17 protein-coding genes are annotated in these 21,555 nt (G+C 47.1%); 14 read left to right on the plus strand and 3 right to left on the minus strand.

The window, feature by feature from the left end; all coding sequences use genetic code 11:
* The first annotated feature begins 5 nt into the window (after window positions 1-5).
* Entirely contained in the window at window positions 6-1,754 is a 1,749-nt protein-coding gene (gene cydD, locus M3M39_RS01960) for a thiol reductant ABC exporter subunit CydD (protein WP_252797554.1), read from the plus strand.
* Window positions 1,744-3,486: a thiol reductant ABC exporter subunit CydC gene (gene cydC, locus M3M39_RS01965; RefSeq protein ID WP_252797555.1), complete on the plus strand. Its 1,743-nt coding sequence runs from the start codon at window positions 1,744-1,746 to the stop codon at window positions 3,484-3,486. The genes cydD and cydC overlap by 11 nt, the downstream gene beginning before the upstream one ends.
* Here cydC and M3M39_RS01970 read toward each other — a convergent pair whose 3' ends face one another.
* On the minus strand, window positions 3,487-4,458 hold the full coding sequence (locus tag M3M39_RS01970; protein WP_252797556.1) for a polyprenyl synthetase family protein: 972 nt from the start codon (window positions 4,456-4,458) through the stop codon (window positions 3,487-3,489). It abuts the gene before it with no gap.
* A gap of 45 nt (window positions 4,459-4,503) precedes the next feature.
* Window positions 4,504-5,001, minus strand: coding sequence for an aminoacyl-tRNA deacylase (locus M3M39_RS01975; protein WP_252797557.1), 498 nt, complete (start codon window positions 4,999-5,001; stop codon window positions 4,504-4,506).
* A 116-nt stretch (window positions 5,002-5,117) separates the two neighbouring features.
* On the opposite strand from M3M39_RS01975, the gene M3M39_RS01980 reads away from it, so the two are divergent.
* From M3M39_RS01980 to M3M39_RS02025, 10 genes are all read left to right on the plus strand, one after another.
* Window positions 5,118-6,692 (plus strand): Nramp family divalent metal transporter, encoded by a 1,575-nt coding sequence (locus M3M39_RS01980; protein ID WP_252797558.1) that lies wholly within the window; start codon window positions 5,118-5,120, stop codon window positions 6,690-6,692.
* Window positions 6,693-6,810: 118 nt separating this feature from the next.
* Entirely contained in the window at window positions 6,811-7,536 is a 726-nt protein-coding gene (locus M3M39_RS01985; RefSeq protein ID WP_252797559.1) for a GntR family transcriptional regulator, read from the plus strand.
* Window positions 7,537-7,709: 173 nt separating this feature from the next.
* Complete coding sequence (locus tag M3M39_RS01990) at window positions 7,710-10,106, plus strand: phosphoketolase family protein (RefSeq protein WP_252797560.1); 2,397 nt, start codon at window positions 7,710-7,712, stop codon at window positions 10,104-10,106.
* 468 nt (window positions 10,107-10,574) lie between these two features.
* On the plus strand, window positions 10,575-11,762 hold the full coding sequence (locus M3M39_RS01995) for an MFS transporter (protein WP_252797561.1): 1,188 nt from the start codon (window positions 10,575-10,577) through the stop codon (window positions 11,760-11,762).
* Window positions 11,759-12,043 carry a chorismate mutase gene (locus M3M39_RS02000; protein WP_252797562.1) on the plus strand — a complete coding sequence of 95 codons (285 nt, stop codon included), beginning with the start codon at window positions 11,759-11,761 and terminating at the stop codon, window positions 12,041-12,043. Before M3M39_RS01995 ends, M3M39_RS02000 begins: the two co-directional genes overlap by 4 nt.
* On the plus strand, window positions 12,036-13,205 hold the full coding sequence (gene aroC / locus M3M39_RS02005) for a chorismate synthase (RefSeq protein ID WP_252797563.1): 1,170 nt from the start codon (window positions 12,036-12,038) through the stop codon (window positions 13,203-13,205). Before M3M39_RS02000 ends, aroC begins: the two co-directional genes overlap by 8 nt.
* Window position 13,206: 1 nt before the next feature.
* Window positions 13,207-13,743 (plus strand): hypothetical protein, encoded by a 537-nt coding sequence (locus M3M39_RS02010; protein ID WP_252797564.1) that lies wholly within the window; start codon window positions 13,207-13,209, stop codon window positions 13,741-13,743.
* A 2-nt stretch (window positions 13,744-13,745) separates the two neighbouring features.
* On the plus strand, window positions 13,746-15,047 hold the full coding sequence (gene aroA, locus M3M39_RS02015; protein ID WP_252797565.1) for a 3-phosphoshikimate 1-carboxyvinyltransferase: 1,302 nt from the start codon (window positions 13,746-13,748) through the stop codon (window positions 15,045-15,047).
* Entirely contained in the window at window positions 15,044-16,138 is a 1,095-nt protein-coding gene (locus M3M39_RS02020; RefSeq protein WP_252797566.1) for a prephenate dehydrogenase, read from the plus strand. The genes aroA and M3M39_RS02020 overlap by 4 nt, the downstream gene beginning before the upstream one ends.
* Window position 16,139: 1 nt before the next feature.
* Window positions 16,140-16,634: a shikimate kinase gene (locus M3M39_RS02025; protein ID WP_252797567.1), complete on the plus strand. Its 495-nt coding sequence runs from the start codon at window positions 16,140-16,142 to the stop codon at window positions 16,632-16,634.
* Between the two features lie 87 nt (window positions 16,635-16,721).
* Here M3M39_RS02025 and M3M39_RS02030 read toward each other — a convergent pair whose 3' ends face one another.
* Window positions 16,722-17,531 carry a MerR family transcriptional regulator gene (locus M3M39_RS02030; RefSeq protein WP_252797568.1) on the minus strand — a complete coding sequence of 270 codons (810 nt, stop codon included), beginning with the start codon at window positions 17,529-17,531 and terminating at the stop codon, window positions 16,722-16,724.
* Window positions 17,532-17,638: 107 nt separating this feature from the next.
* Between M3M39_RS02030 and M3M39_RS02035 the strand changes: the two genes are divergently transcribed.
* Window positions 17,639-18,961 carry a replication-associated recombination protein A gene (locus M3M39_RS02035; RefSeq protein WP_252797569.1) on the plus strand — a complete coding sequence of 441 codons (1,323 nt, stop codon included), beginning with the start codon at window positions 17,639-17,641 and terminating at the stop codon, window positions 18,959-18,961.
* 33 nt (window positions 18,962-18,994) lie between these two features.
* Entirely contained in the window at window positions 18,995-21,532 is a 2,538-nt protein-coding gene (locus M3M39_RS02040; protein ID WP_252797570.1) for an ATP-binding cassette domain-containing protein, read from the plus strand.
* Window positions 21,533-21,555: the final 23 nt, after the last annotated feature.

Genomic DNA, 21,555 nt, shown 5'->3' on the forward strand with positions numbered 1-21,555 from the left:
ATAAAATGTTTGATCAACAATTACTATCAATTCCGGGAATTAAAAAATTGATTGGTAAGCTCAGCGGACTCGCAATTTTGCAGGCGCTAACGATTGTGTTAGAAGCCGTGTTTTTAGCGCGAGCACTCGTGGTAGTTTGGCAGCGAGAAAAGATAGCGGCCCTAGTGGTGCCGGTGCTATCTTTTTTTGTTTTTTTCGCCCTTCGGTATTTAATTACCCGAATTGAGAGTCAAATTACAGATAATTTTGCAGATCACGCCGTGGATCAGTTGAAGGGTCAGCTTCTGCAACAAGAATTTCGCCTTGGCCCCCGCATGGTAGCGGATGTCGGCTCGGGTCACGTGGTTACGTTGGCCTTAGAAGGACTCGACCAGGTACAAAACTACCTGGATTTAATCGTGTTAAAAACGATTAACATGGCGATTATCCCGTGGATTATCGTGGCTTACATCTTTTTCGTTGACTGGCTGTCTGGCTTGATTTTGCTGTTGATGTTTCCAGTGATTATCATGTTTATGATTATTTTGGGATTGTCGGCTAAATCCAAGTCAGATCAGCAATATGCCGAATTCAAACAGATGGCCAACGTCTTTGTCGACAGTATTCGGGGGTTGAAAACCCTGAAGTTGTTTGGCTTAAGTAAAAAATACGGGGATAACATTTACCGGGTGAGTGAAAATTACCGTAAGAGTACGATGAGCGTGCTAAAAGTAGCCTTGCTGTCGACGTTTGCGCTGGATTTCTTCACCACGATTTCCATTGCCATTGTTGCCGTATTACTGGGGCAGGCATTGATTGTGGGTTCCATTAATTTATTGCCGGCGCTGATTATCCTGATCCTGTGTCCAGACTACTTTTTCCCGGTCAGAGACTATGGAGATGACTACCACGCTACTTTGGACGGGAAAAACGCGCTGACAGAAATTAACCGTATCCTAGCGCTCCCGGCTCCCCACGGTAATCAGCCACTGACGGACTTCTTAAACTGGACGGCAACGAGTCAATTAAGGGTTCATGAGCTGAACTTTACCTATCCCCAGGCGGAGCAGCCAGCACTGACGGACCTTAATTTCACGCTCCGAGGTAACCTGAACGTGGGGATTATCGGAAAGTCTGGAGCCGGGAAGTCAACTTTGCTGAACGTACTTGGCGGGTGGATTCAACCAGATGATGCCGATCAAGCACGACCAATTACGGTTGATGGCCAAGCAGTTGATAGTTTGGCCCAACCGGCCTGGCAAAAGCACATTAGTTACATTCCCCAGCACCCGTACATCTTTTCCGGAACGATTGCGGCTAACGTAGCCTTTTATCAACCAGATGCTAGTTTGGGAGCAATTCAACGAGCCGTAAAGCAAGCTGGCCTGGATGATTTCATTGCTGAACTACCGGCTGGTTTGGAGACGGTAATTGGAGAAGGTGGTCGGGGGATTAGTGGGGGGCAGGCGCAACGAATTGCGCTAGCCCGAGCCCTGCTCGATACAGAACGAACGATTTTACTGTTTGACGAACCGACCGCCCATCTGGACTTGGAAACGGAATATGAACTGAAACAAACAATGACCAAGATCTTTCAAAATCACCTGGTCCTCTTTTCGACTCACCGGTTGCACTGGGTCAGTTCGATGGACTACCTTTTGGTGATGGACCAGGGTCAGGTTGTGGAACAAGGGACTCCGGCTGAATTGAAGCGAAAGCACGGAGTTTATCAAGAACTGGTCAACGAGATTCGAGGTGAAAAGCATGCCGAATAAGTGGAAACAGGATCAATGGGTCCGGCCGAACCTCCGTCAGTACCGGAAGTTACTCTTTTTGGTCTTCTTTTTGGGGGTCATTACGATTCTGTGTGGGGTTGGCCTAATGTTTGTGGCCGGTTACTTAATTAGTCGGACTGCCACTCATCCGTATAACATTCTGTTGGTATACGTGCCGGTGCTTTTAACCAGAGCCTTTGGGATTGGCCGGCCGGTATTTAAATACTTGGAACGAATTAATAGTCATAATTGGGTTTTAAAGATTACCTCAAGTTTACGAAAACGACTGTACGAAACCCTGGAAATTTCGGCACTTTTTTTGAGCGAACAGTTTCAGTCCGGAAAATTGCTTGGCTTTTTGGCCGATGACATTGATCACCTAGAAAACTTTTATCTGCGAACCATTTTCCCCATTGTGGTTGCTTACCTAACTGGGATTGTGCTTTTAATCGGGCTTGGAATCGTAAGCTGGCCGTATGCACTGGTTATGTTGGTCCTCTTTGCGATCATTCTCGTGGTAGTTCCCTTGCTTTCTCAAGCAGTACAGGGAGCAACCCGGGTTCGGCAACGTGAACTCGTCCATGATTCTTACCAACGCTTGACTGATGCAACCTTTGGAATTGCAGACTGGATGATTTCTGGACGTGAACGAGAATTTGTGCAAACCGTTCGTAAACAGGATGAACCAGCGGGGCAGTTAAATCGCAAGGCCAATTTGTTTGAATGGAATCGAGATTTTGTGGTGAAGCTCTTATTTGGTCTGATGATTATGGTTACAATTGGTTGGGCAGCTTTGACCCTGACGGGACACCAGGAAAGTGCTAACTACGCTGCCGCCTTTACGTTGGGAATTTTTCCGTTAATGGATTCGTTTGGGGCGGTGCCGCAAGCAGCCGAAGAAGGACCAATGTATGAAGAGTCGTTAAAGCGGTTAAATGAACTTTCAAAACAGGTGAAACCAGAACCGACCGCCCCAGAGGATTTACCGACGCCCCAGTCATTACAATTAATTCGGTTTGCTGATGTGAGTTTTCATTATGCTAAAACCGAAAAGGACATCATCCAACGGGTGTCGTTTACCGTGCCGGTGGGGGAATCCCTTGCCATCATCGGTCCGAGTGGGGTAGGTAAGACGACCCTGTTAGAATTATTGACGGGAAGTTTGGTGCCAACTGCGGGACAAGTTTGGTTCGATCAGACGCCAGCGCATGAGTTGCAGGCAGTCGCAGATCGCTGGTTTAGCGTGCTGGACCAACAGCCGTTCCTGTTTAACACTACCATCATGAACAACGTCCGGATTGGAAATGAAAATGCAACGGATGAAGCCGTCAAAAAAGCCATCGCGGAAGTCGGGCTCTCTGACTTGGTCAAAGAACTTCCAGATGGCTTGGAAACGGATGTTAGTGAGAATGGGGTGCGTCTGTCAGGTGGGCAACGGCAACGATTAGCGTTGGCCCGAATTCTTCTACAGGATAATCCGGTCGTGGTGCTAGATGAACCAACCGTGGGACTCGATCCGATCACGGAACAGCAACTAATTACCACGATTAATCGGGTTTTAGCTGGGAAAACCATGATTTGGGTCACCCACCACTTGCAAGGACTCAGTCACGTGAACCAAATTATCTTTTTGGAAAACGGGGTCTTACAAATGCAGGGAACGCCTACAGAACTGTACGAAAGTAACGAACGGTACCGGAACCTTTACAAAATGGATATGGGCGAAGAATAGTTAGAGTGTGGCAAACACACGGTGGAGCAGTTTGCGGAGCAACTTAGTGCTGTTATTTTGTGGTAACTGGTTTAATAACTGTAAGGCCGAGTGCACGTAGCCTTCCCCAATTGTTTTGGTTGCTGCTAACCCACCACTCTCCTTCACTAATTGAACAATTACATTAAGATCACCGACTTTAAGGTGATCTTTTTTTAGTATAGTCGCTAATTCTGGTCCTTGGTCACTTTGCAACGTTTTGATGATGGGCAGGGTGTAAGTGCCTTCCTGAACGTCATTAAGTCTTGGTAATCCGGTTTGGGGATTGATCTGAAAGTCGGTTAAATCGTTTAGAATTTGAAAAGCAAAGCCAATCTGATTGCCGAGTTCTTCTGCGGTTTGACAAACAACTGGGTCGGCTTCTGCTAAGCGAACCCCTTGGCTAAAGCTAATGCGAAAGAGTTCGTTCGTTTTGCCCTGAACGGATTTGAGGTAATCCTGTTCCGTTCGGTGGAGGTTGAAGTTTAATTCGGTTTGTTCAATTTCACCGGTTAAGACAGCCTTCATGGCCTGCACACAGTAATCTAGATTGGCAAAATCAGTTGAGTAACTAAGGAGCAGTTCAAAGTATTTGGTAAATAAGTAGTCCCCAAGATAAATGGCGGTTTGTTCTCCAAACTGCGAGTTTAAAGTGGGTTGACCCCGCCGGCGGGTGGCATTGTCAATCACATCATCGTGCACGAGAGAGGCTAAGTGAATGACCTCCACGGCGGCCGCAGCGTTCAAGACCCGGTCTCGGTTGGGCGTGATTGGTCCCCAGGTGCTAGCGAGGAGGACAAAAGTGGCCCGCAGCATTTTTCCGCTCCCCGTGATTAGTTTTTGGAGGGCGGATTTTTGGACCGGATTTTCTACGTTAAGTTGGAGGAGACGCCGTTCCACCGCATGCAAATCGGATTGCAGTTGGGAGGGCAAAGCAAGTGTTAGTTTATCCATTGGTTTGTTTTTCCTTCTAAAAATATGCAAGCAAGCAGGATTACGTTATTCGGTGAGGTCAGCGAAATGACCGTGAACTAGTCGGGCCACTTGGTCGGCGTTTACCAAAACGGAACGACCAATTTGGCCGGATGAGACAATGATTTCTTCTTGTTCTTTAGCACTGGTATCGAGATAAATGGGATAACCCTTTTTTTCGTAAATTCCAATTGGAGTATTAGCCCCATGTTCATATGTGGTCGTTTTTTCGAGTTCTTTGAGGGGAATCATTCCCACTTTTTTGTTACCAGAGGCCTTCGCCAGTTTTTTATAGCTTAGTCGAGCATCCAGGGGCACCACGCCAACAATTGGCCCCGTTTGCTTGCCCGTGAGCGCGAGCGTTTTGTAAATTTGGTGTTTGGGATAGTCGGAACCGTTCGTGTCTAGTTGGGTGACGTCGCCATCCTGATAGGTAGGGAAGATTATTTGCTGGTATGGAATTTTGTGTTGACTTAAAATTTGTTCAACGAGTGTTTTGTGAATCTTATTTTTCTTGTGCGCCATTGTAGTTCACCTCCGTTTTATTTTAGCATAATTCATTAGTTAGAAATTTTTAATGACAAGTGCTAGGTTCTAATGTACAATGAGGTTGAATTTAATATATAAAGGAGAGATTGCGGATGGCAGAAGAACATAAGAAGCATCGTTTAGTTGAATATGCGAATGGCAAATCGCTAGACGAAATTAACGGTTCCGTTGAGGTGCCAAAAAACATTGGATTTTGGAAGACATTATTTATGTACTCCGGACCAGGAGCACTAGTTGCAGTGGGGTACATGGATCCCGGAAACTGGGCGACGTCTATTACTGGGGGACAAAACTTCCAATTCATGCTGATGTCCATCATCTTGATTTCAAGTTTGATTGCGATGTTATTACAATACATGGCAGCTAAACTTGGGATCGTGACCCAAATGGACTTAGCCCAAGCAATTCGGGCCCGGACCAGTAAGGGACTCGGAATTGTCCTCTGGATTATGACTGAGTTAGCAATCATGGCGACTGATATCGCAGAAGTGATTGGGGGTGCAATTGCCCTCTACCTGTTGTTTGGGATTCCAATCGTCTGGGCGGTTTTGATTACCGTTCTTGACGTTTTGGTACTGTTGTTGTTGACTTCGATCGGGTTTAGAAAAGTGGAAGCCCTAGTGGTGGCTTTGATTTTAGTCATTTTCTTCGTCTTCGCTTACGAAGTAGCACTTTCACAACCAGACTGGCTGGGAGTCCTGAAAGGACTGGTTCCTAGTTTAGACACGATTAAAGAAAAACCAGTGGTACACGGGATGACACCCTTAACTGGAACTCTAGGAATTATCGGAGCAACGGTTATGCCACATAACTTGTACCTGCACTCTGCAATCGCCCAAACGCGAAAAGTGGATCACAACGACGAAGAAGACGTAGCTCGTGGAGTGAAATTCTCCGCCTTTGACTCTAACATTCAGTTAACGATGGCTTTCTTTGTGAACGCCCTCCTCTTGATCATGGGGGTGGCCGTCTTCAAATCTGGAGTGGTGGAAGATACTTCGTTCTTCGGACTCTACGATGCTTTAAAGAACCCGGCCTTCATGACCAACGGTTTGTTAGCTGGAGTAGCTAAGACTGGCTTGCTGTCGACCCTGTTTGCGGTGGCCTTGTTAGCTTCCGGACAAAACTCCACGATTACTGGTACTTTAACGGGACAAGTTATCATGGAAGGTTTCGTGCACATGCGGATGCCACTCTGGGCCCGGCGGTTAGTAACGCGGTTACTTTCCATCGTTCCCGTGTTGCTGTGTGTGCTGATGTCTGCTGGAAAACCAGAATTAGCTCAACATGCTGATATTAATGATTTGATGGAAAACTCACAGGTCTTTTTAGCGATTGCGTTGCCATTCTCGATGCTACCAGTGTTACTATTTACTAATAGTGAAGTTGAAATGCACGGGAAACGGTTTGCAAATTCACTCTGGATTAAAGTCTGTGGTTGGGTTTCTGTAATTACCTTAGTCTTCTTGAACATTTACAACATGCCAAGCGCGGTCCAAGGATTCTTTGGGGAAAACCCATCAGCAAGCCAAATTTCCTTGGCTAATGCCATTGCTTGGGGAGTTAACATCTTAATCTTGGCCTTACTGGCTTGGGTTCTGTACGACATTATTCGTTCAGACAAGGAATTTGCAAAGAAAAAAGCAGCCAAAGCTGAAGCTGAATAAAACAGTTCAATTAACGTCTCTCTCCGGTTCGGAGGGAGACGTTTTTGGTTGCATTCCAGCTATAAGGATAATTCTGCTATACTTGAACTATTCAAAGGAAAAATGAGGTAGGTTGTTTGTGGCTGATTTAGTGTATCAAAAAGTAATGAAAAAACTGAAAGAGCAGATTCGGTCCGGCCAATTTGCCGATAACCGATTGCCTGACGAACGAACGCTGAGTGAGACGTTTCGCGTGAGCCGGAGTTCCATTAAACGGGCGCTTAGCATTTTAGCCCAACAGGGAGTCATTTTTAAAAAGCGCGGCTCCGGGACCTTTGTTAATCCGCTCTACTTAAAGAACAAATCCATCTTTCGTTACGAGGGTTCCAACCTCGGGATTACTAATAACCTGCGAACGGAGGGTTATGAACCCAGCATTCGGGTGTTAGATTTTCAAGTGATTCCAGCACCAGCGGAGGTGAAAGAGAGTCTCTTCTTACAGGAAGAAGAATTCGTCTATAAGATTAAACGGCTCCGGTTGTTAAACGACCAGGCCATTATCATTGAAACGAGCTACATTCCGATTAAAATTGCGCCCGCTCTGACAAAGGAGATTGTGGCGGGCTCTTTATTTGCGTACTTTGCAAAGGAACTGCATCATACTGGGACCAAGGCCGTGATGTCGTTGAAGGTTGAACCCAGTAACGTTGATGACCAGGATTTACTGCAACTCACCGCTACGGAACCGGTGGGAATTATGGAAGGAATCTTTTTCTTGGATAATGGAACCCCATTTGAGCTTTCCAAGATGCGGGTGCACTACCGCTACTTTAGTTACAACACCTTTGTGGATTTGCCGAATTAAGGCGGGCTTTAGTTGGTTAAACTTCTCTTAAATTGATACGTACCAATTGCTGAATTGTTTGACTTTTCAATAAAAGTTGTTAAGATAGATGTTGTAGTTGAGTGCGTATGAGAGCGCATTCAGACTGTTTCTTCAGCCGGAAGGTTGATAATATTAAAAAGGAGTGTTATTGCATGTCAGTAGATTATGATTCAAAAGAATACTTTGACAAAATGAAGCAATACTGGAACACTGCCAACTACTTATCAGTTGGCCAACTGTTCTTACGTGCCAATCCTTTACTTAAGGAACCCTTAACTGCAGATGACGTTAAGGTTAAGCCAATTGGACATTGGGGTACGATTTCATCACAAAACTTTATTTACACCCATTTAAACCGTGTAATTAACAAGTACGACCTCAACATGTTCTACATTGAAGGTTCAGGTCACGGTGGCCAAGTAATGGTTTCTAACTCATACATTGATGGAAGCTATTCTGACATTTACCCAGAAATTACCCAAGACGAAAAGGGGATGGCTAAGTTATTCAAACAATTCTCCTTCCCAGGTGGAATTGCTTCTCACGCTGCCCCTGAAACTCCAGGTTCAATTCACGAAGGTGGAGAATTAGGTTACTCACTTTCACATGGGGTTGGTGCCATTCTTGATAACCCAGATGTAATTGCTGCGGTTGAAATTGGTGACGGTGAATCAGAAACTGGTCCTTTAGCTGGTTCATGGTTCTCAAGTAGCTTTATTAACCCTGTAACTGACGGTGCTGCACTTCCAATTATCAACTTAAACGGTTTCAAGATTGCTAACCCAACGATCTTCAACCGGACTTCTGACGAAGACTTACAAAAGTACTTTGAAGGTTTAGGTTGGAAGCCATACTTCGTTGAAACGAATGAACCTCACGGTACTGACGTTGACGAAGCTAACGAAAAATTAGCTAAGGCAATGGATGCCGCTATTGAAGACATCAAAGCCATTCAAAAGAACGCTCGTGAAAACGAAACTGCTGAAACGGCAACTCGTCCACAATGGCCAATGATTATCTTCCGTTCACCAAAGGGTTGGACTGGTCCAGAAAAGAACCCAGAAGGCTTACCAATCGAAGGTTCCTTCCGTGCTCACCAAGTTCCCCTTTCATTAAGTGCTGACAACATGGAAACTGCTGACGAATTCGTTAAATGGATGGAAAGCTACAAGCCAGAAGAATCATTTAACGAAGACGGTTCCATCAAGGATTACTTGAAGGAATTAGCACCTAAGGGTGACAAACGGATGTCCGTTAACCCAATCACGAACGGTGGAATTGATCCACAACCATTAGACTTACCTGACTACAAAGACTACGCCGTTGACGTTAAAACTCCAGGTGCTACTGAAGCAATGGATATGGTAGTTTGGTCTGACTGGGTTCGGGACACGATGAAGAAGAACCCGAACAACTTCCGGGCCTTTGGACCTGATGAAGCTTGGTCAAACCGACTTTGGGGTGTCTTTGACACTACGAACCGTCAATGGGAACGTGACATTGACGAACCATACGACGAACACATGGCTCACTATGGTCGGATCATTGATTCACAATTATCCGAACACGATGACGAAGGTTGGTTAGAAGGTTACGTCTTAACTGGTCGTCATGGTTTCTTCGCTACTTACGAAGCCTTTGGTCGAGTAGTTGACTCAATGTTAACGCAACACTTCAAGTGGTTACGGAAAGCTTCAGAAATGAAGTGGAGAAAACAATACCCATCATTGAACTTCATTGATTCGTCAACTGTTTTCCAACAAGACCACAATGGTTACACTCACCAAGACCCAGGTATGATTACCCACTTGGCTGAAAAGAAACCAGAATTCATCCGTGAATACTTCCCAGCTGATGCTAACACGTTATTAGCCACTGCTGATGTAGCATTCTCAGATTACGAAAAGATTAACTTGATTACGACTTCCAAGCACCCACGTCCACAATGGTTCAACATTGATGAAGCTACTGACTTAGTTCACAACGGACTTGGAAAAGTGGAATGGGCTTCTACTGACAACGGTGAAAAGCCTGACATCGTAATCGCTTCTGCTGGGGTTGAACCAACTCTGGAAGCATTGGCTGCTATTTCAATGCTCCACAAGAGCTTCCCTGACTTGAAGATTCGGTTTATCAACGTCGTTGACTTACTGAAATTACGGAGTCCTAAGTTTGACCCTCGTGGTTTGAGTGACGCTGAATTTAACAGTTACTTTACGACTGATACTCCTGTTCTGTTCGCCTTCCACGGTTTTGAAGACATTATCAGAACGATCTTCTTCGACCGTGACAACCACAACGTTGATGTTCACGGTTACCGTGAAAATGGTGATATCACTACTCCATTCGACATGCGGGTCTTGAACCAATTAGACCGGTTTGACCTTGCTAAGGATGTTGTTGAAAACGTGCCTGGCTTAGCTGAAAAGCACCCTGAATTCATCCAAAAGATGAACGCTATGGTTGACAAGCACAACCGTTACATCCGCGAAGTTGGTACTGATTTACCAGAAGTAACGAACTGGAAATGGGAACCATTAAACAAATAAGCACTGAGTAAGTGTGTGAAAAAGATCCTCGTTAGAGGGTCTTTTTTATTATGGCAATTATTACGAATGATTTGATTATACTAGCGGTCAGGAATGAAGAAAAAATCTAAAAAAAGAGTTTGACAGTTTGGGACTTTCGTGTTTTAATTAAAACATCATTTTGAAGAAAGGAATTAAACCAATGCCAGTTCAGAATTTAACGATGACAACCATTTGGGTCAACTTTGATAACTTCGCTTATTTTCAGTAGCCGTTCGCAGGAACTTAGATGCGAACGGAACCGTTCGTATCTAAGCGGAGGATGTTTAAGTTACTCAGTTAGATGCGCTAACCATAGTTAATCTAACTGGGATTCATCGTTAAATTGCCTGGAAAAGTAGCTTTAATTCCATGAATGCAATTTTAAAACCAGTCAGACTAACTTAGGTTAGCCGGGCTGGTTTTTTGTTTTAAGAAGGGGAGTCGTTCATGGAAATTCACAAACAGCGTTTAAGTTGGAGTTTATACTTTAATTATTTCATTCATGGATTTTCGTTAATTATTCTGGCGCAGAACATGACTAGTTTGGCCACGAGTTGGCAAACCACGATTGCGGTAGTGTCCTACGTCATGTCTGGAGTGGGAATTGGCCGGTTGATCGCCTACCCACTGACGGGGATGTTAGCTGATCGCTTGAGTCGCAGGATCTTTGTCTTTATCGGGATGGGGTGTTATCTAATCTTTGCGTTAGGGATGGTACTGACGCATAACCTCGTGTTTGCCTATGGATTAGCCATTATCGCTGGGATTGCTAATTCTGCTCTTGATGCCGGCACCTACACCACTTTGGTGGAACTGAACGAAGGAAACGGCGCGGGGACGGTCCTAATCAAGGCCTTCATGTCGGCGGGAGAATTCTCACTCCCACTGATTGTGGTTGCTTTACACGACCACCAGCTCTGGTTTGGCTGGTCATTTGTTCTGATGGCAGTTTTACTGCTGTTGAACTTTATCAACTTAATTTCCTTACGGTTTCCACCAGTGCAGCAGGTAAATGAAACGATGAACCAGGCGGTGGGAGCCCGAATTGCTAAAGGACGCAGGGTCATAGCGACCATTTTGTTATTAGCATACGGATTTACATCGATGGCTGTTATGATTTGGTTCACCCAGTGGATTACCCTCTTTGCGCAACAAGGACTCCACTTTTCAGCGGGACTCTCCCATTTGTTATTATCGCTTTACAGCATTGGCTCAATCACCGGGGTGTTAGTCTTGTACTGCTTGTTGAAACGTCAGGTCGCAGAAAAACTGTTACTGGTGTTACTTAATCTGGGAGCCTTAGGAGCTCTATTTTTAGTGAGTTGGGGACACCAACCGTTACTCGTTTCCCTGGGCAGCATCATCTTTGGTTTTTGCGCTGCTGGAGGCGTGATGCAAACCGGACTGACACTCTTTATGAAGTTGTACCCGCGCCATCGAGGTCTGGTTACTGGCTTTTTCTATTTCTGCGGAAGTCTCGCTTCGTTACTGGTTCCGCTCATTAGTGGTCGGATTTCCCAAACTAGCATTCAGCAGGCCTTTACCGCAGATGTAGTGGTAGCTCTGGGTGGGTTATTTTTAACTGGAGCGATTTTCTGCCTGCTCCGTCAAGCAAAGGAGGGTAACAACAAATGAACCAATTAGACCAATACCGCCACCAAATTAATCAGCTGGACGCACAGATTATTCCACTCCTTGAACAACGATTTGCCACAGCTGATGCCATTGCTAACTATAAAGCAGTTCATGATCAGCCCATTTACGATCCACAACGAGAAGAAGCGGTTTACACGCGGCTTAAAGAGGTGGCCACGCATCAAGATCTGCTCCCATACCTGAGTACGATTTATCAAACGATTATGCAAACGACGAAAAATAGAGAACAGCAAAAACAGGAGGATCTAAATCATGATTAATTACGTCACCGCCGGAGAATCACATGGACCCCAACTGACCGGAATCATTACCGGCGTGCCCGCAGGCCTTGAACTAGATATTGAGGCCATTAACGCTGCCCTGGCTGCTCGGCAGGGTGGTTATGGACGAGGAAACCGCCAAAAAATTGAACATGATCAGGTTCAGATTGTGGGGGGTGTTCGGCACCGGGTAACCTTGGGTAGTCCCATTGCCCTGGTGATTCAAAACCGGGACCACGCTCATTGGAGTCAGATTATGGACCCGACGGCGCCCGCCACCCAACAAAATACGCTCCGGAAAGTAGAACGACCCCGGCCTGGGCATGCTGATTTAGTGGGAGGCATGAAATATCGACACCGTGACCTGCGCAACGTGCTGGAACGCTCATCAGCTCGTGAAACCGCGATGCGGGTGGCCATTGGTAACATTTGTAAGCAGTTGCTCCACCAGTTAGGAATTGATTTGGTGGGCTTTGTCACCCAAGTTGGACCAATTGGGGGAAAAGAGGTTCCAACTCATGATGTGGCCCGGATTAACGCTGCCATTCAGCATAACGACCTGCGGATGGTCGATCAGGATGAAGTAGATGCCGTGCATGAATTGATTGATCAAACGAAGCGGGATGGAGATACCGTAGGAGGCATCATTCGCGTGATTGCAGAAAACGTGCCCGCGGGGCTTGGTAGTTACGTTAACTGGGATACTAAGTTAGACGCTAAATTGGCGGCTGCCGTGATGGGAGTGAACGCGATGAAAGGCGTTAGCATCGGGGACGGCTTTGCGGCTGCTCAGAATTTTGGCAGTCAGGTTATGGATCCGATTAACTGGGATGAAACCCACCACTGGGAGCGGATGAGTGACCACCTTGGCGGTTTCGAAGGGGGAATGACCAACGGAATGCCCATCATTGTAAATGCGGCCATGAAACCAATTCCGACCCTGTATAAGCCCCTGCAAACGGCAGATGTGAACACCAAGGAAACCAAAAAAGCGAACGTGGAACGTTCCGATACGACCGCGATTGTGCCGGCGTCACTGGTGATTGAAAGCGTGGTGGCGATTGAACTAGCGAAAGCAATTACCGCTACCTTTGACGGTAGTACGCTGGGGCGGTTACAAGAACAGTTCACCAACTACCGGCAAGAACTGGCGGATTATTAGGATGAAAAATTCTAGGATGCTTCACACGTTAGGCCCCGCCACCACGGACTGTTACCGTGCGGCGCTTGTTTATGAAAAGCAACGTTCAGACGTTACGTGGCAACTTCAACTCCATTCGAAGTTTGCGGTGGTACTTCAGGCGGCCAATCAACGGCCGGGGGACTATTTGTTACTTCCCACGGCTTTAAAATTACCAGATGGAACCAGCTGGGGGGACTTACACTATCGTTATCTGAATCGGTGGCGACTTGTCGATGTCTTTACGTATCCATTAGATCCCCTTGTCTTGGTCCAAAGTTCCCAGCAGACGAACATCGTTGATCTGCACCCAGCCACGTTAGAGTTAGCCCGTGAGCAGTTAGGGGACGAGGTCCAGTTTCGCTTGGCTTCCAGTAAGTGGGCGGCGTATCAGGCCTATCGGCGAGATGGCGAATATTGCATTACCAACCAGGCGAATCTTTTAGAGCATGAACAAATTGTGAAACGTTGGAATGTTGACATGGTTTGGACCGTTTATCAAGTACAGGAGGAGAACTAGAGATGCGAAAACTAACAGCAGCCCCCCACGGACTCCACGGTGAGTTAGCGGTTCCAGGGGATAAGAGTATTTCCCACCGCGCTTTAATGCTTGGAGCCATCGCCGCGGGGGCGACCACGATTGAACATTGGTTAGCAGGAGAAGATTGCCTGCACACCCTCCAAGCGCTCCGTGCCGTGGGGGTTACCATTGAACGCCACGGAACGACTGTGACCGTACAGGGTCAGCAAGGAGCAGCTCGTTTTAATGCCCCGCACGCACCCTTGGAAATGGGAAATTCGGGGACGACGACCCGGTTATTGATGGGGTTACTGAGTGGGACAACCTTTACTAGTACCCTAATGGGAGATGATTCGTTACAACGCCGTCCCATGGAACGGGTGACGCACCCGCTAGCTGAATTGGGAGTTCAAATTGAGCTTAGTTCGGCTGGAACGCTACCAGCTCAGGTTCACGGAGGCCCAGTTCATGGGGGGACGGTGCAATTGGAAGTGGCTAGTGCCCAGGTGAAGAGTGCGGTTTTACTAGCGGCTTTGAACGCCCAGACGCCCACGGTAGTGGTGGAAAAACTGCCCACCCGGGATCATACCGAAATTATGCTCCGGCAGTTTGGGGCTGATCTCACTACGGCAGCTGATCAACGCACGATTACTTTACAACCGCAACCGCATTTAACCGGACAAACCGTGGTGGTTCCAGGGGACTTATCTTCGGCGGCCTTTTTCTTAGTGGCGGCCACGATTGTGCCACATTCCGAGGTGCGGTTGATTAACGTGAACTTGAATCCAACCCGGACCGGGATTTTACGGGTTTTGGAGCAAATGGGGGCGGATATAACCATTACCCCGCTTCCAACTACCGGGGAACCCCGTGGTGACGTATTGGTCCGGAGCCATTCCTTACGGCCGATTCAGCTTACTGCTCCAGCTATTCCCGCTGTGATTGATGAACTGCCATTGGTAGCGCTATTAGCTGCCACGGCCCAGGGAACCAGCACGATTCGGGGAGCCGCTGAATTACGGGTAAAAGAGACCGATCGGATTGCGGTGCTTAAAACGGAATTAACCAAGTTGGGGGTTACTGTGACCGAGTATCCAGATGGCTTAGCCATCACTGGTCGTCCCGAATGGCAGCCCCAGACCACCACGCTGGATAGTCATGGTGATCATCGAATTGGGATGATGCTAGCGGTAGCTGCATTACGAAGTTCAACCCCGTTGAGCTTGGAAAATGATGCCGCGGTGGCCGTCTCTTATCCGCAGTTCTTTACCGATTTAGAGCACCTGCGAGGAGGCCGAGCATGACAACGGTTTTCATTCATGGATTTGGCTTACTGGGCAGCTCATTGGCCCGGGCGCTCCGGCAGGGACCAGAGCCAGTGACAATCATTGGAAGTGACCAAGATTCAAATCAGCTTGACTATGCTCAAGCAGAACACTTACTTGATCGAGTCAGCGCAGGATTGAAGTTGGCAGCCCATGCGGAAGTCATCATTTTAGCAACTCCGGTTGACCAGATTAAACGGACGTTGCGAGAACTAGCTCAGTTACCACTTCAAGCTAATGTAATTGTGACTGACGTCGGGAGCACCAAACAAAGCGTGGTGGATGCCAGTCGGTGCTTAGAAGCCTCCCCTGCGGTTTTTGTTGGGGGTCATCCAATGGCGGGATCGCATAAGACCGGAGCCCGGGCGGGACGAGCTGATTTGTTCGAAAATGCTTTTTACTTTCAAACTCCGCAAACCGAAGCAGAACGAGCTGCGGCTGTTCGACTCAAACATTTGTTGGCTGGAACCAAAGCCAAGTTTGTGCAAGTAACGCCAAAACGGCATGATTATCTTGTCGGTCAGGTTAGTCATGTGCCCCACGTATTAGCCGCGGGGTTAGTCAACGAGAGTAACCAGGCGTTGCAGTCTGATTCGTTAGGACTACGAGTGGCAGCCGGGGGCTTTAAATCGATGACCCGGATTGCGGCAGCTGATCCAACGATGTGGCAGTCGATTTTACTAAATAACGGTGAAATTGTAAGTGAACAGTTAACGGCCTACATGAAAACGTTGCAGGAGATTCAAGCAGCTATTGATCAGCAGGATGGTCCGGCTTTGTTTTCATTCTTTGATCGTGCCCAGCACAGTCGCCGGCAGCTAGAACAACAAACTGATAATCAGGGAGCCGGTTTTTACGACCTCTTTTTAGACATTCCGGATCAGCCGGGAACGTTGGCACAGGTGACGAAGTTAGTGGCCCAAGCCAACTTAAACCTGGTGAACCTGCAGATTTTGGAGGTGCGCGAAGACGTGAACGGAATTCTGCAATTGACCTTTAGTACCGCGGCGGATGCCCAGCAGGCGGCCAAACGGTTATCACCCCATTATCACATTGTGAGGAGGGATTAGCGTGGATTTGATTTTAATTGGTTTTATGGGGAGCGGGAAGAGTACGATTAGCCAGTTGCTGGGGCAACGGCTTGCTTTACCCGTGACCGATTTAGATCAAGTAATTGTCGACACAGCCGCTCAGTCAATTGAACAAATTTTTGCCGAGCAAGGTGAAGTAGGCTTTCGGCAGCTTGAAGCGCAGGCATTGGCGCAGCAATTAGATCGTCCGGGGATTCTAGCAACGGGCGGTGGGGTTCCCACCCAAGCCCCCAATCGGGAACTTTTAAAACGGCATCCAGCACCAGTGGTCCTTTTAGAAATTGATCCGGAGACGGCTTATGATCGGGTGAAAGCGGATGAACATCGTCCGATTGCCAAAAACTTGGACTTGGCTGAGTTAGCAGCGTTGAAATTGGAACGACAGGCCCACTACCAAAATTGCGCAGACTTAATTATTAACGCTAATCAGACGCCAACGGCGATTGTGGCGGAGATTCTAGCGCATTATCATTAGCTAAATTAAAGTTAGAAGGAAAGCTGAAACTCAAAATGGTCATCAGTCCCAAAAGACTGATGACCATTTTATTATGAATAATTAAAGTTATGAATTAGTAACCAAAAATTTCAACGTCCCTAACCGGGAGGCTCCGTTACTAACAAATTGGTTATCATCGTTAATTTGCCACAGATAATCAGTGGTGACTAAGTGTTGGTGGTGGCAAAATTGTTGGAGAGTGGTTAAGCCCTGCTGAATTCCATCCAGACTATTTTCCACCCGAATGGCGACGTAACGGCCGGCTGGTTTTTGAATGACGGGAAGCAGGAGGTCATGTGGTTGCTGCGTAATCTCTCGAATAATTCGAAAGGAAGCAGTGGCATAGCCAGCGGGATGATCGACCCCCAAGTTAGTTAAGAAGCCGGACTGATTAGTAGCCAGCACCGCTAATTGATTAAACTGCTGGTAAAATTCGGAGAAGAGTTGGGCGACTTCTTCTTCAGTACAAGTTACGGATTGGCGTGAGCACCAGAAGGTTTGGGGCCCCTCATCATGTAAAAATGGTTGGTAGAGGGAAGGTTTTTCGATCTGATGGTGTTGAAGCTGCTGATTAACCACGCTTTGAATTTCAGTTAATTCGTGTATTTTCTGTTTAAGCTGGGTTTGAATCTCAATTAATTTGGCCTGGGAAAGTTCCTGCTGGTCTTGCTTCCTCATTTTTTGGATGTCATCTAATGAAATTCCCAACTTGCGTAACCCGAGAATAAAAGTTAAGTCATACAGTTGGTTGTAATCATAGTAGCGGTAACCGTTGTGATCACGTGTTTTCGGTCGAAAGATTCCCTTTTCGTCATAAAAAATTAAAGTCCGCCGGGTGGTGTGAGCTAACCGGGCCATTTCACTAATTTTGAGCATGAAGATTCCTTTTTGACTGTCACGTTGCGTGACACTATATAATGGAGTTAAGTCTAATTATCAAGTTTCAAGCGCCATTTAGCAAGGAAAGAAAGGTGGCAAATCCATTGCGTCAAGCATCACTTTTTGCAAATGAGGAAGCAAATCAGCCGTTGGCCAGTCGCGTCCGCCCACAAACATTAGAGCAGTTCGTGGGTCAGCAGCATTTGTTAGGGCCGGGAAAAATTTTACGAGAGCTCATTGAAAACGATCAGGTTTCGTCAATGATTTTTTGGGGACCACCAGGAACCGGGAAAACGACGTTGGCAGAAATCATTGCTAGGCAGACCAAGGCTCACTTTCTTAGCTTTAGTGCGGTGGATAGTAGCATCAGTAAGATTAAGAAAATTATGCAACAAGCAGAGGAAGAGCGCGAAGTTGGCCAAAAGACAATTGTTTTTGTTGATGAAATTCATCGCTTTAATAAAGCCCAGCAGGATGCCTTTTTACCCTATGTAGAACAAGGCAGTATTACCCTAATTGGAGCCACCACTGAAAATCCGTCGTTTGAAATTAACTCCGCCCTATTATCCCGCTGCAAGGTGTTTGTATTAAAGCAACTGCAAGTTAAAGACATCGTAAAGCTATTACAACAAGCGTTACACCATCCGGAGGGTTTTTCTAAGCAAACCATCAAAATTAGTGATGCAGATTTACAGGCGATTGCCACTTTTGCTAATGGGGATGCCCGGGTTGCGCTGAATACGCTCGAAATGGCAGTTTTAAACGGGAAGCGCACGAATAATGTGGTTACAATTACTGCTGCTGATTTACAACAATTAATTAGTCAAAAATCCGTGTTTTACGATAAAAATGGCGAAGAACACTATAACATTATTTCGGCTCTGCATAAGTCCATGCGGAACAGTGACGTTGACGCAGCCATTTACTGGCTATCCCGGATGCTGGAAGGGGGAGAAGATCCCCTCTACATTGCCAGACGATTGGTTCGTTTTGCCAGTGAGGACGTGGGGATGGCGGATACCAACGCTTTAAACGTGGCCATCAACGTGTTTCAAGCTTGCCAGTTTCTCGGCATGCCTGAATGTGACGTTCATCTAGTGGAAGCCGTGACTTATTTATCCCTAGCGCCCAAATCCAATGCTTTGTACAAGGCCCGACTGGCTGCTAAAAAGGACGTGAAGCAGACCATTAATGAACCGGTTCCGTTGCAGATTCGTAATGCTCCAACGAAGCTCATGAAAGAGTTGGATTACGGCAAGGACTACCAGCTGGCTCATTCTTATCAAGATAAGCTAACCACGATGAAAACCATGCCGCCTTCGTTAGAGGGAAAAGAGTATTATTTGCCAACCGCCTCCGGGAACGAGCGGCGCTTTAAAGCGCGGTTAGAGCAAATCAAAGCCTGGCATGAACAGCATGATAAATAAGCACTAAGAAATTAGGTTAATGGAGAGCAATTAATGGATCATAAGCAAAATGAAGTTACTCAAATCGAAGTCCGGGGTGGGAACGTCCACAACCTCAAAAACATCAATGTGGATATTCCCTTGCACCAGTTTGTGGCGATTTCGGGGCGGTCTGGTTCCGGGAAAAGCTCATTAGCAATGGGGATTCTGTACGCAGAAGGGTCACGGCGCTACTTAGAAGCCCTTTCGACTTACACCCGGCGGCGGATTAGTCAAAGTAAGGGGGCACAGGTTCGGGAAGTCAAGCACATTCCGTCTGCGTTAGCACTGCGGCAACGACCGGATGTTCCGTCCGAACGCTCGACGGTCGGCTCCATCACAGAGGTATTTAACGTGGTACGCCTGATTTTTTCTCGGTTAGGATCACCGGTTTGTCCGAATGGGCACCGGATCAAACCGAGTTTAAAGATTGCTCAGGCCATGGATCTACCGGCCGATGCGGTTGGGATGGGGATGTTAACTTGTCCCATTTGTGGAGTTCAGTTTATGGCCAAGTCGGCCGAGGATTTTTCCTTTAACTCCAGCGGTCGTTGTCCGAAATGTAACGGGACGGGCCAGGTGCGTGAACTAGACGAAAATAAGCTAATTGGAGACGAAAATCTGACCCTAGATGAGGGAGCGGTTGCGTCCTGGCACCTGCCGGGCCGCAATTTCATGCCCACGGTGGCAGCAACGCTGGGAGTTCGCACCGACGTTCCGTACAAGGACCTCACAAAGCATGAACAAGAGATTGTTTTACACGGAGCCAAACAGCAGTATCCGGTTGACTTTCGAACTTCGACGGGTCGGGTCTTTCACACTGATAATACTTTGTACGAAAATGCTTACGAAGCGGTTTATGATTCGCTAAAAACGGTCAAGAGTGAACGCTCCATGCAAAAGGTGAACCAGTTTTTCCACTTTTCGGTGTGTCCGGTCTGTCACGGGAGTCGCCTGAATCCGGACTTATTAAGCCAAATTGTGGGGAAAAAGAATATTGCTGAAGTAGCAGAGCTCGCCCTCGGGGATTTATCGGAGTGGGAACGGGTGACGAAATCTGAGTTACCCGCCAACATGCAACAGATGGCTAACGCGTTGTTTCAAAATCTACAGGATACCCTCGCTCCCTTGTTAGAATTGGGCTTAGATTATTTGACCCTAGCGCGGAATAGTAATACCCTGTCGACCGGAGAATTACAACGGATTCAACTGGCGAAGACCCTGCGGACCGAAACGACTGGGGTGTTGTACGTCTTGGATGAGCCCTCAATTGGCCTGCATCCAGATAACGTCAAGGGTTTATTACACGTTTTTCGGACCTTGATTGAGCAAGGGAATTCCTTAGTGGTGGTAGATCACGACATTGATATCGTCGGCGTCGCTGATTGGATTATTGAGATTGGTCCCGGATCCGGAACTCAGGGAGGGCAAATCATTGCAACAGGAACGCCCGCGCAGTTACAGACAGATTCGCATTCTTTAATTGGTCCGTTTTTAGCTGGAAAAGCACCGGTGATGCACGCCAAGGTGGCGAGCCAACCACATGCTAATCAACTCCAGACCACGTTTCAGGTAGGAGATTATTATAACCTGCACGATGTCACGGCCACGATTCCGGGGAATCAGATTACGACGGTGACTGGTTTTTCGGGAGCTGGAAAGACTAGTCTGATTTTGGCTAGTTTGGTGCCAGCCATTAAAGCTCACGCCCAAGGACGCCCATTGCCACCGCAAGTGACCAAGCTTCAAACCAATTTGCAGCACGTGGTGAGCGTGGACGCTAAACCGGTTGGGAAAAACACGCGATCCAGTTTGGCCACCTACACCAACATCATGGATCACCTGCGTAAATTATTTGCTTCCTTAGCGGCCGCTAAAGAACAGCACTATGGAGTTTCGGCTTTCTCGTATAACAATAAAAAAGGGGCCTGTCCGCACTGTGGTGGGCTAGGTGTCATTTCTTTAGACATTCAATATCTGCCAGACATTGAACAAACCTGTCCGGTGTGTCACGGGAAACGTTACAACGATGAAATTCAGGCGATTAAGTGGCACGGCTATTCGATCGTGGACTTACTGGATCTATCGGTGCGGGATGCTCTCCCGGTCTTTCAATCCGTTGCGCCAATTCAACGTACGCTCCAGATGTTGACAGAGATTGGACTCGATTATCTGCACTTAGGAGAAAGTACGCCGAGTTTGTCTGGAGGAGAAGCACAACGGCTTAAACTGATTAACCACCTTGGCAAGCACCAGGAAAAGACTCTGTTTGTGTTTGACGAACCCTCAATTGGATTGCACCCGCTCGATGTGCAAACGTTGTTGGGAGTGATGAACCAGCTCAAGCAACGCGGAGCAACGATTGTGATCATTACGCATGATCTGGAACTGATTGCTAATGCAGACTACATCATTGATCTGGGCCCTAAAGGCGGAGCTGCCGGTGGAAAGTTAATGGCAACTGGAACTCCACAAGCATTGGTTCAGCAACCGACGAGTCTGACCACCCGTTACCTAGCTCAATATTTTCAGAAATTCGGGCTTGCCCAATAAAATTAAAAAAACCAAGGAGGCCC

This window comes from Fructilactobacillus hinvesii (assembly GCF_024029435.1).
Taxonomy (GTDB): Bacteria; Bacillota; Bacilli; order Lactobacillales; family Lactobacillaceae; genus Fructilactobacillus; species Fructilactobacillus hinvesii.

What these genes read in the sequence shown, in the direction of transcription:
- cydC (WP_252797555.1), top strand. Translation starts at nt 1,744, where the DNA reads ATGCCGAATAAGTGGAAACAGGATCAATGGGTCCGGCCGAACCTCCGT.
- cydD (WP_252797554.1), top strand. Translation starts at nt 6, where the DNA reads ATGTTTGATCAACAATTACTATCAATTCCGGGAATTAAAAAATTGATT.
- M3M39_RS01980 (WP_252797558.1), top strand. Translation starts at nt 5,118, where the DNA reads ATGGCAGAAGAACATAAGAAGCATCGTTTAGTTGAATATGCGAATGGC.
- aroA (WP_252797565.1), top strand. Translation starts at nt 13,746, where the DNA reads ATGCGAAAACTAACAGCAGCCCCCCACGGACTCCACGGTGAGTTAGCG.
- M3M39_RS01995 (WP_252797561.1), top strand. Translation starts at nt 10,575, where the DNA reads ATGGAAATTCACAAACAGCGTTTAAGTTGGAGTTTATACTTTAATTAT.
- M3M39_RS02020 (WP_252797566.1), top strand. Translation starts at nt 15,044, where the DNA reads ATGACAACGGTTTTCATTCATGGATTTGGCTTACTGGGCAGCTCATTG.
- M3M39_RS01990 (WP_252797560.1), top strand. Translation starts at nt 7,710, where the DNA reads ATGTCAGTAGATTATGATTCAAAAGAATACTTTGACAAAATGAAGCAA.
- M3M39_RS02010 (WP_252797564.1), top strand. Translation starts at nt 13,207, where the DNA reads ATGAAAAATTCTAGGATGCTTCACACGTTAGGCCCCGCCACCACGGAC.
- aroC (WP_252797563.1), top strand. Translation starts at nt 12,036, where the DNA reads ATGATTAATTACGTCACCGCCGGAGAATCACATGGACCCCAACTGACC.
- M3M39_RS02040 (WP_252797570.1), top strand. Translation starts at nt 18,995, where the DNA reads ATGGATCATAAGCAAAATGAAGTTACTCAAATCGAAGTCCGGGGTGGG.
- M3M39_RS02000 (WP_252797562.1), top strand. Translation starts at nt 11,759, where the DNA reads ATGAACCAATTAGACCAATACCGCCACCAAATTAATCAGCTGGACGCA.
- M3M39_RS02030 (WP_252797568.1), bottom strand. Translation starts at nt 17,531, where the DNA reads ATGCTCAAAATTAGTGAAATGGCCCGGTTAGCTCACACCACCCGGCGG.
- M3M39_RS01970 (WP_252797556.1), bottom strand. Translation starts at nt 4,458, where the DNA reads ATGGATAAACTAACACTTGCTTTGCCCTCCCAACTGCAATCCGATTTG.
- M3M39_RS01975 (WP_252797557.1), bottom strand. Translation starts at nt 5,001, where the DNA reads ATGGCGCACAAGAAAAATAAGATTCACAAAACACTCGTTGAACAAATT.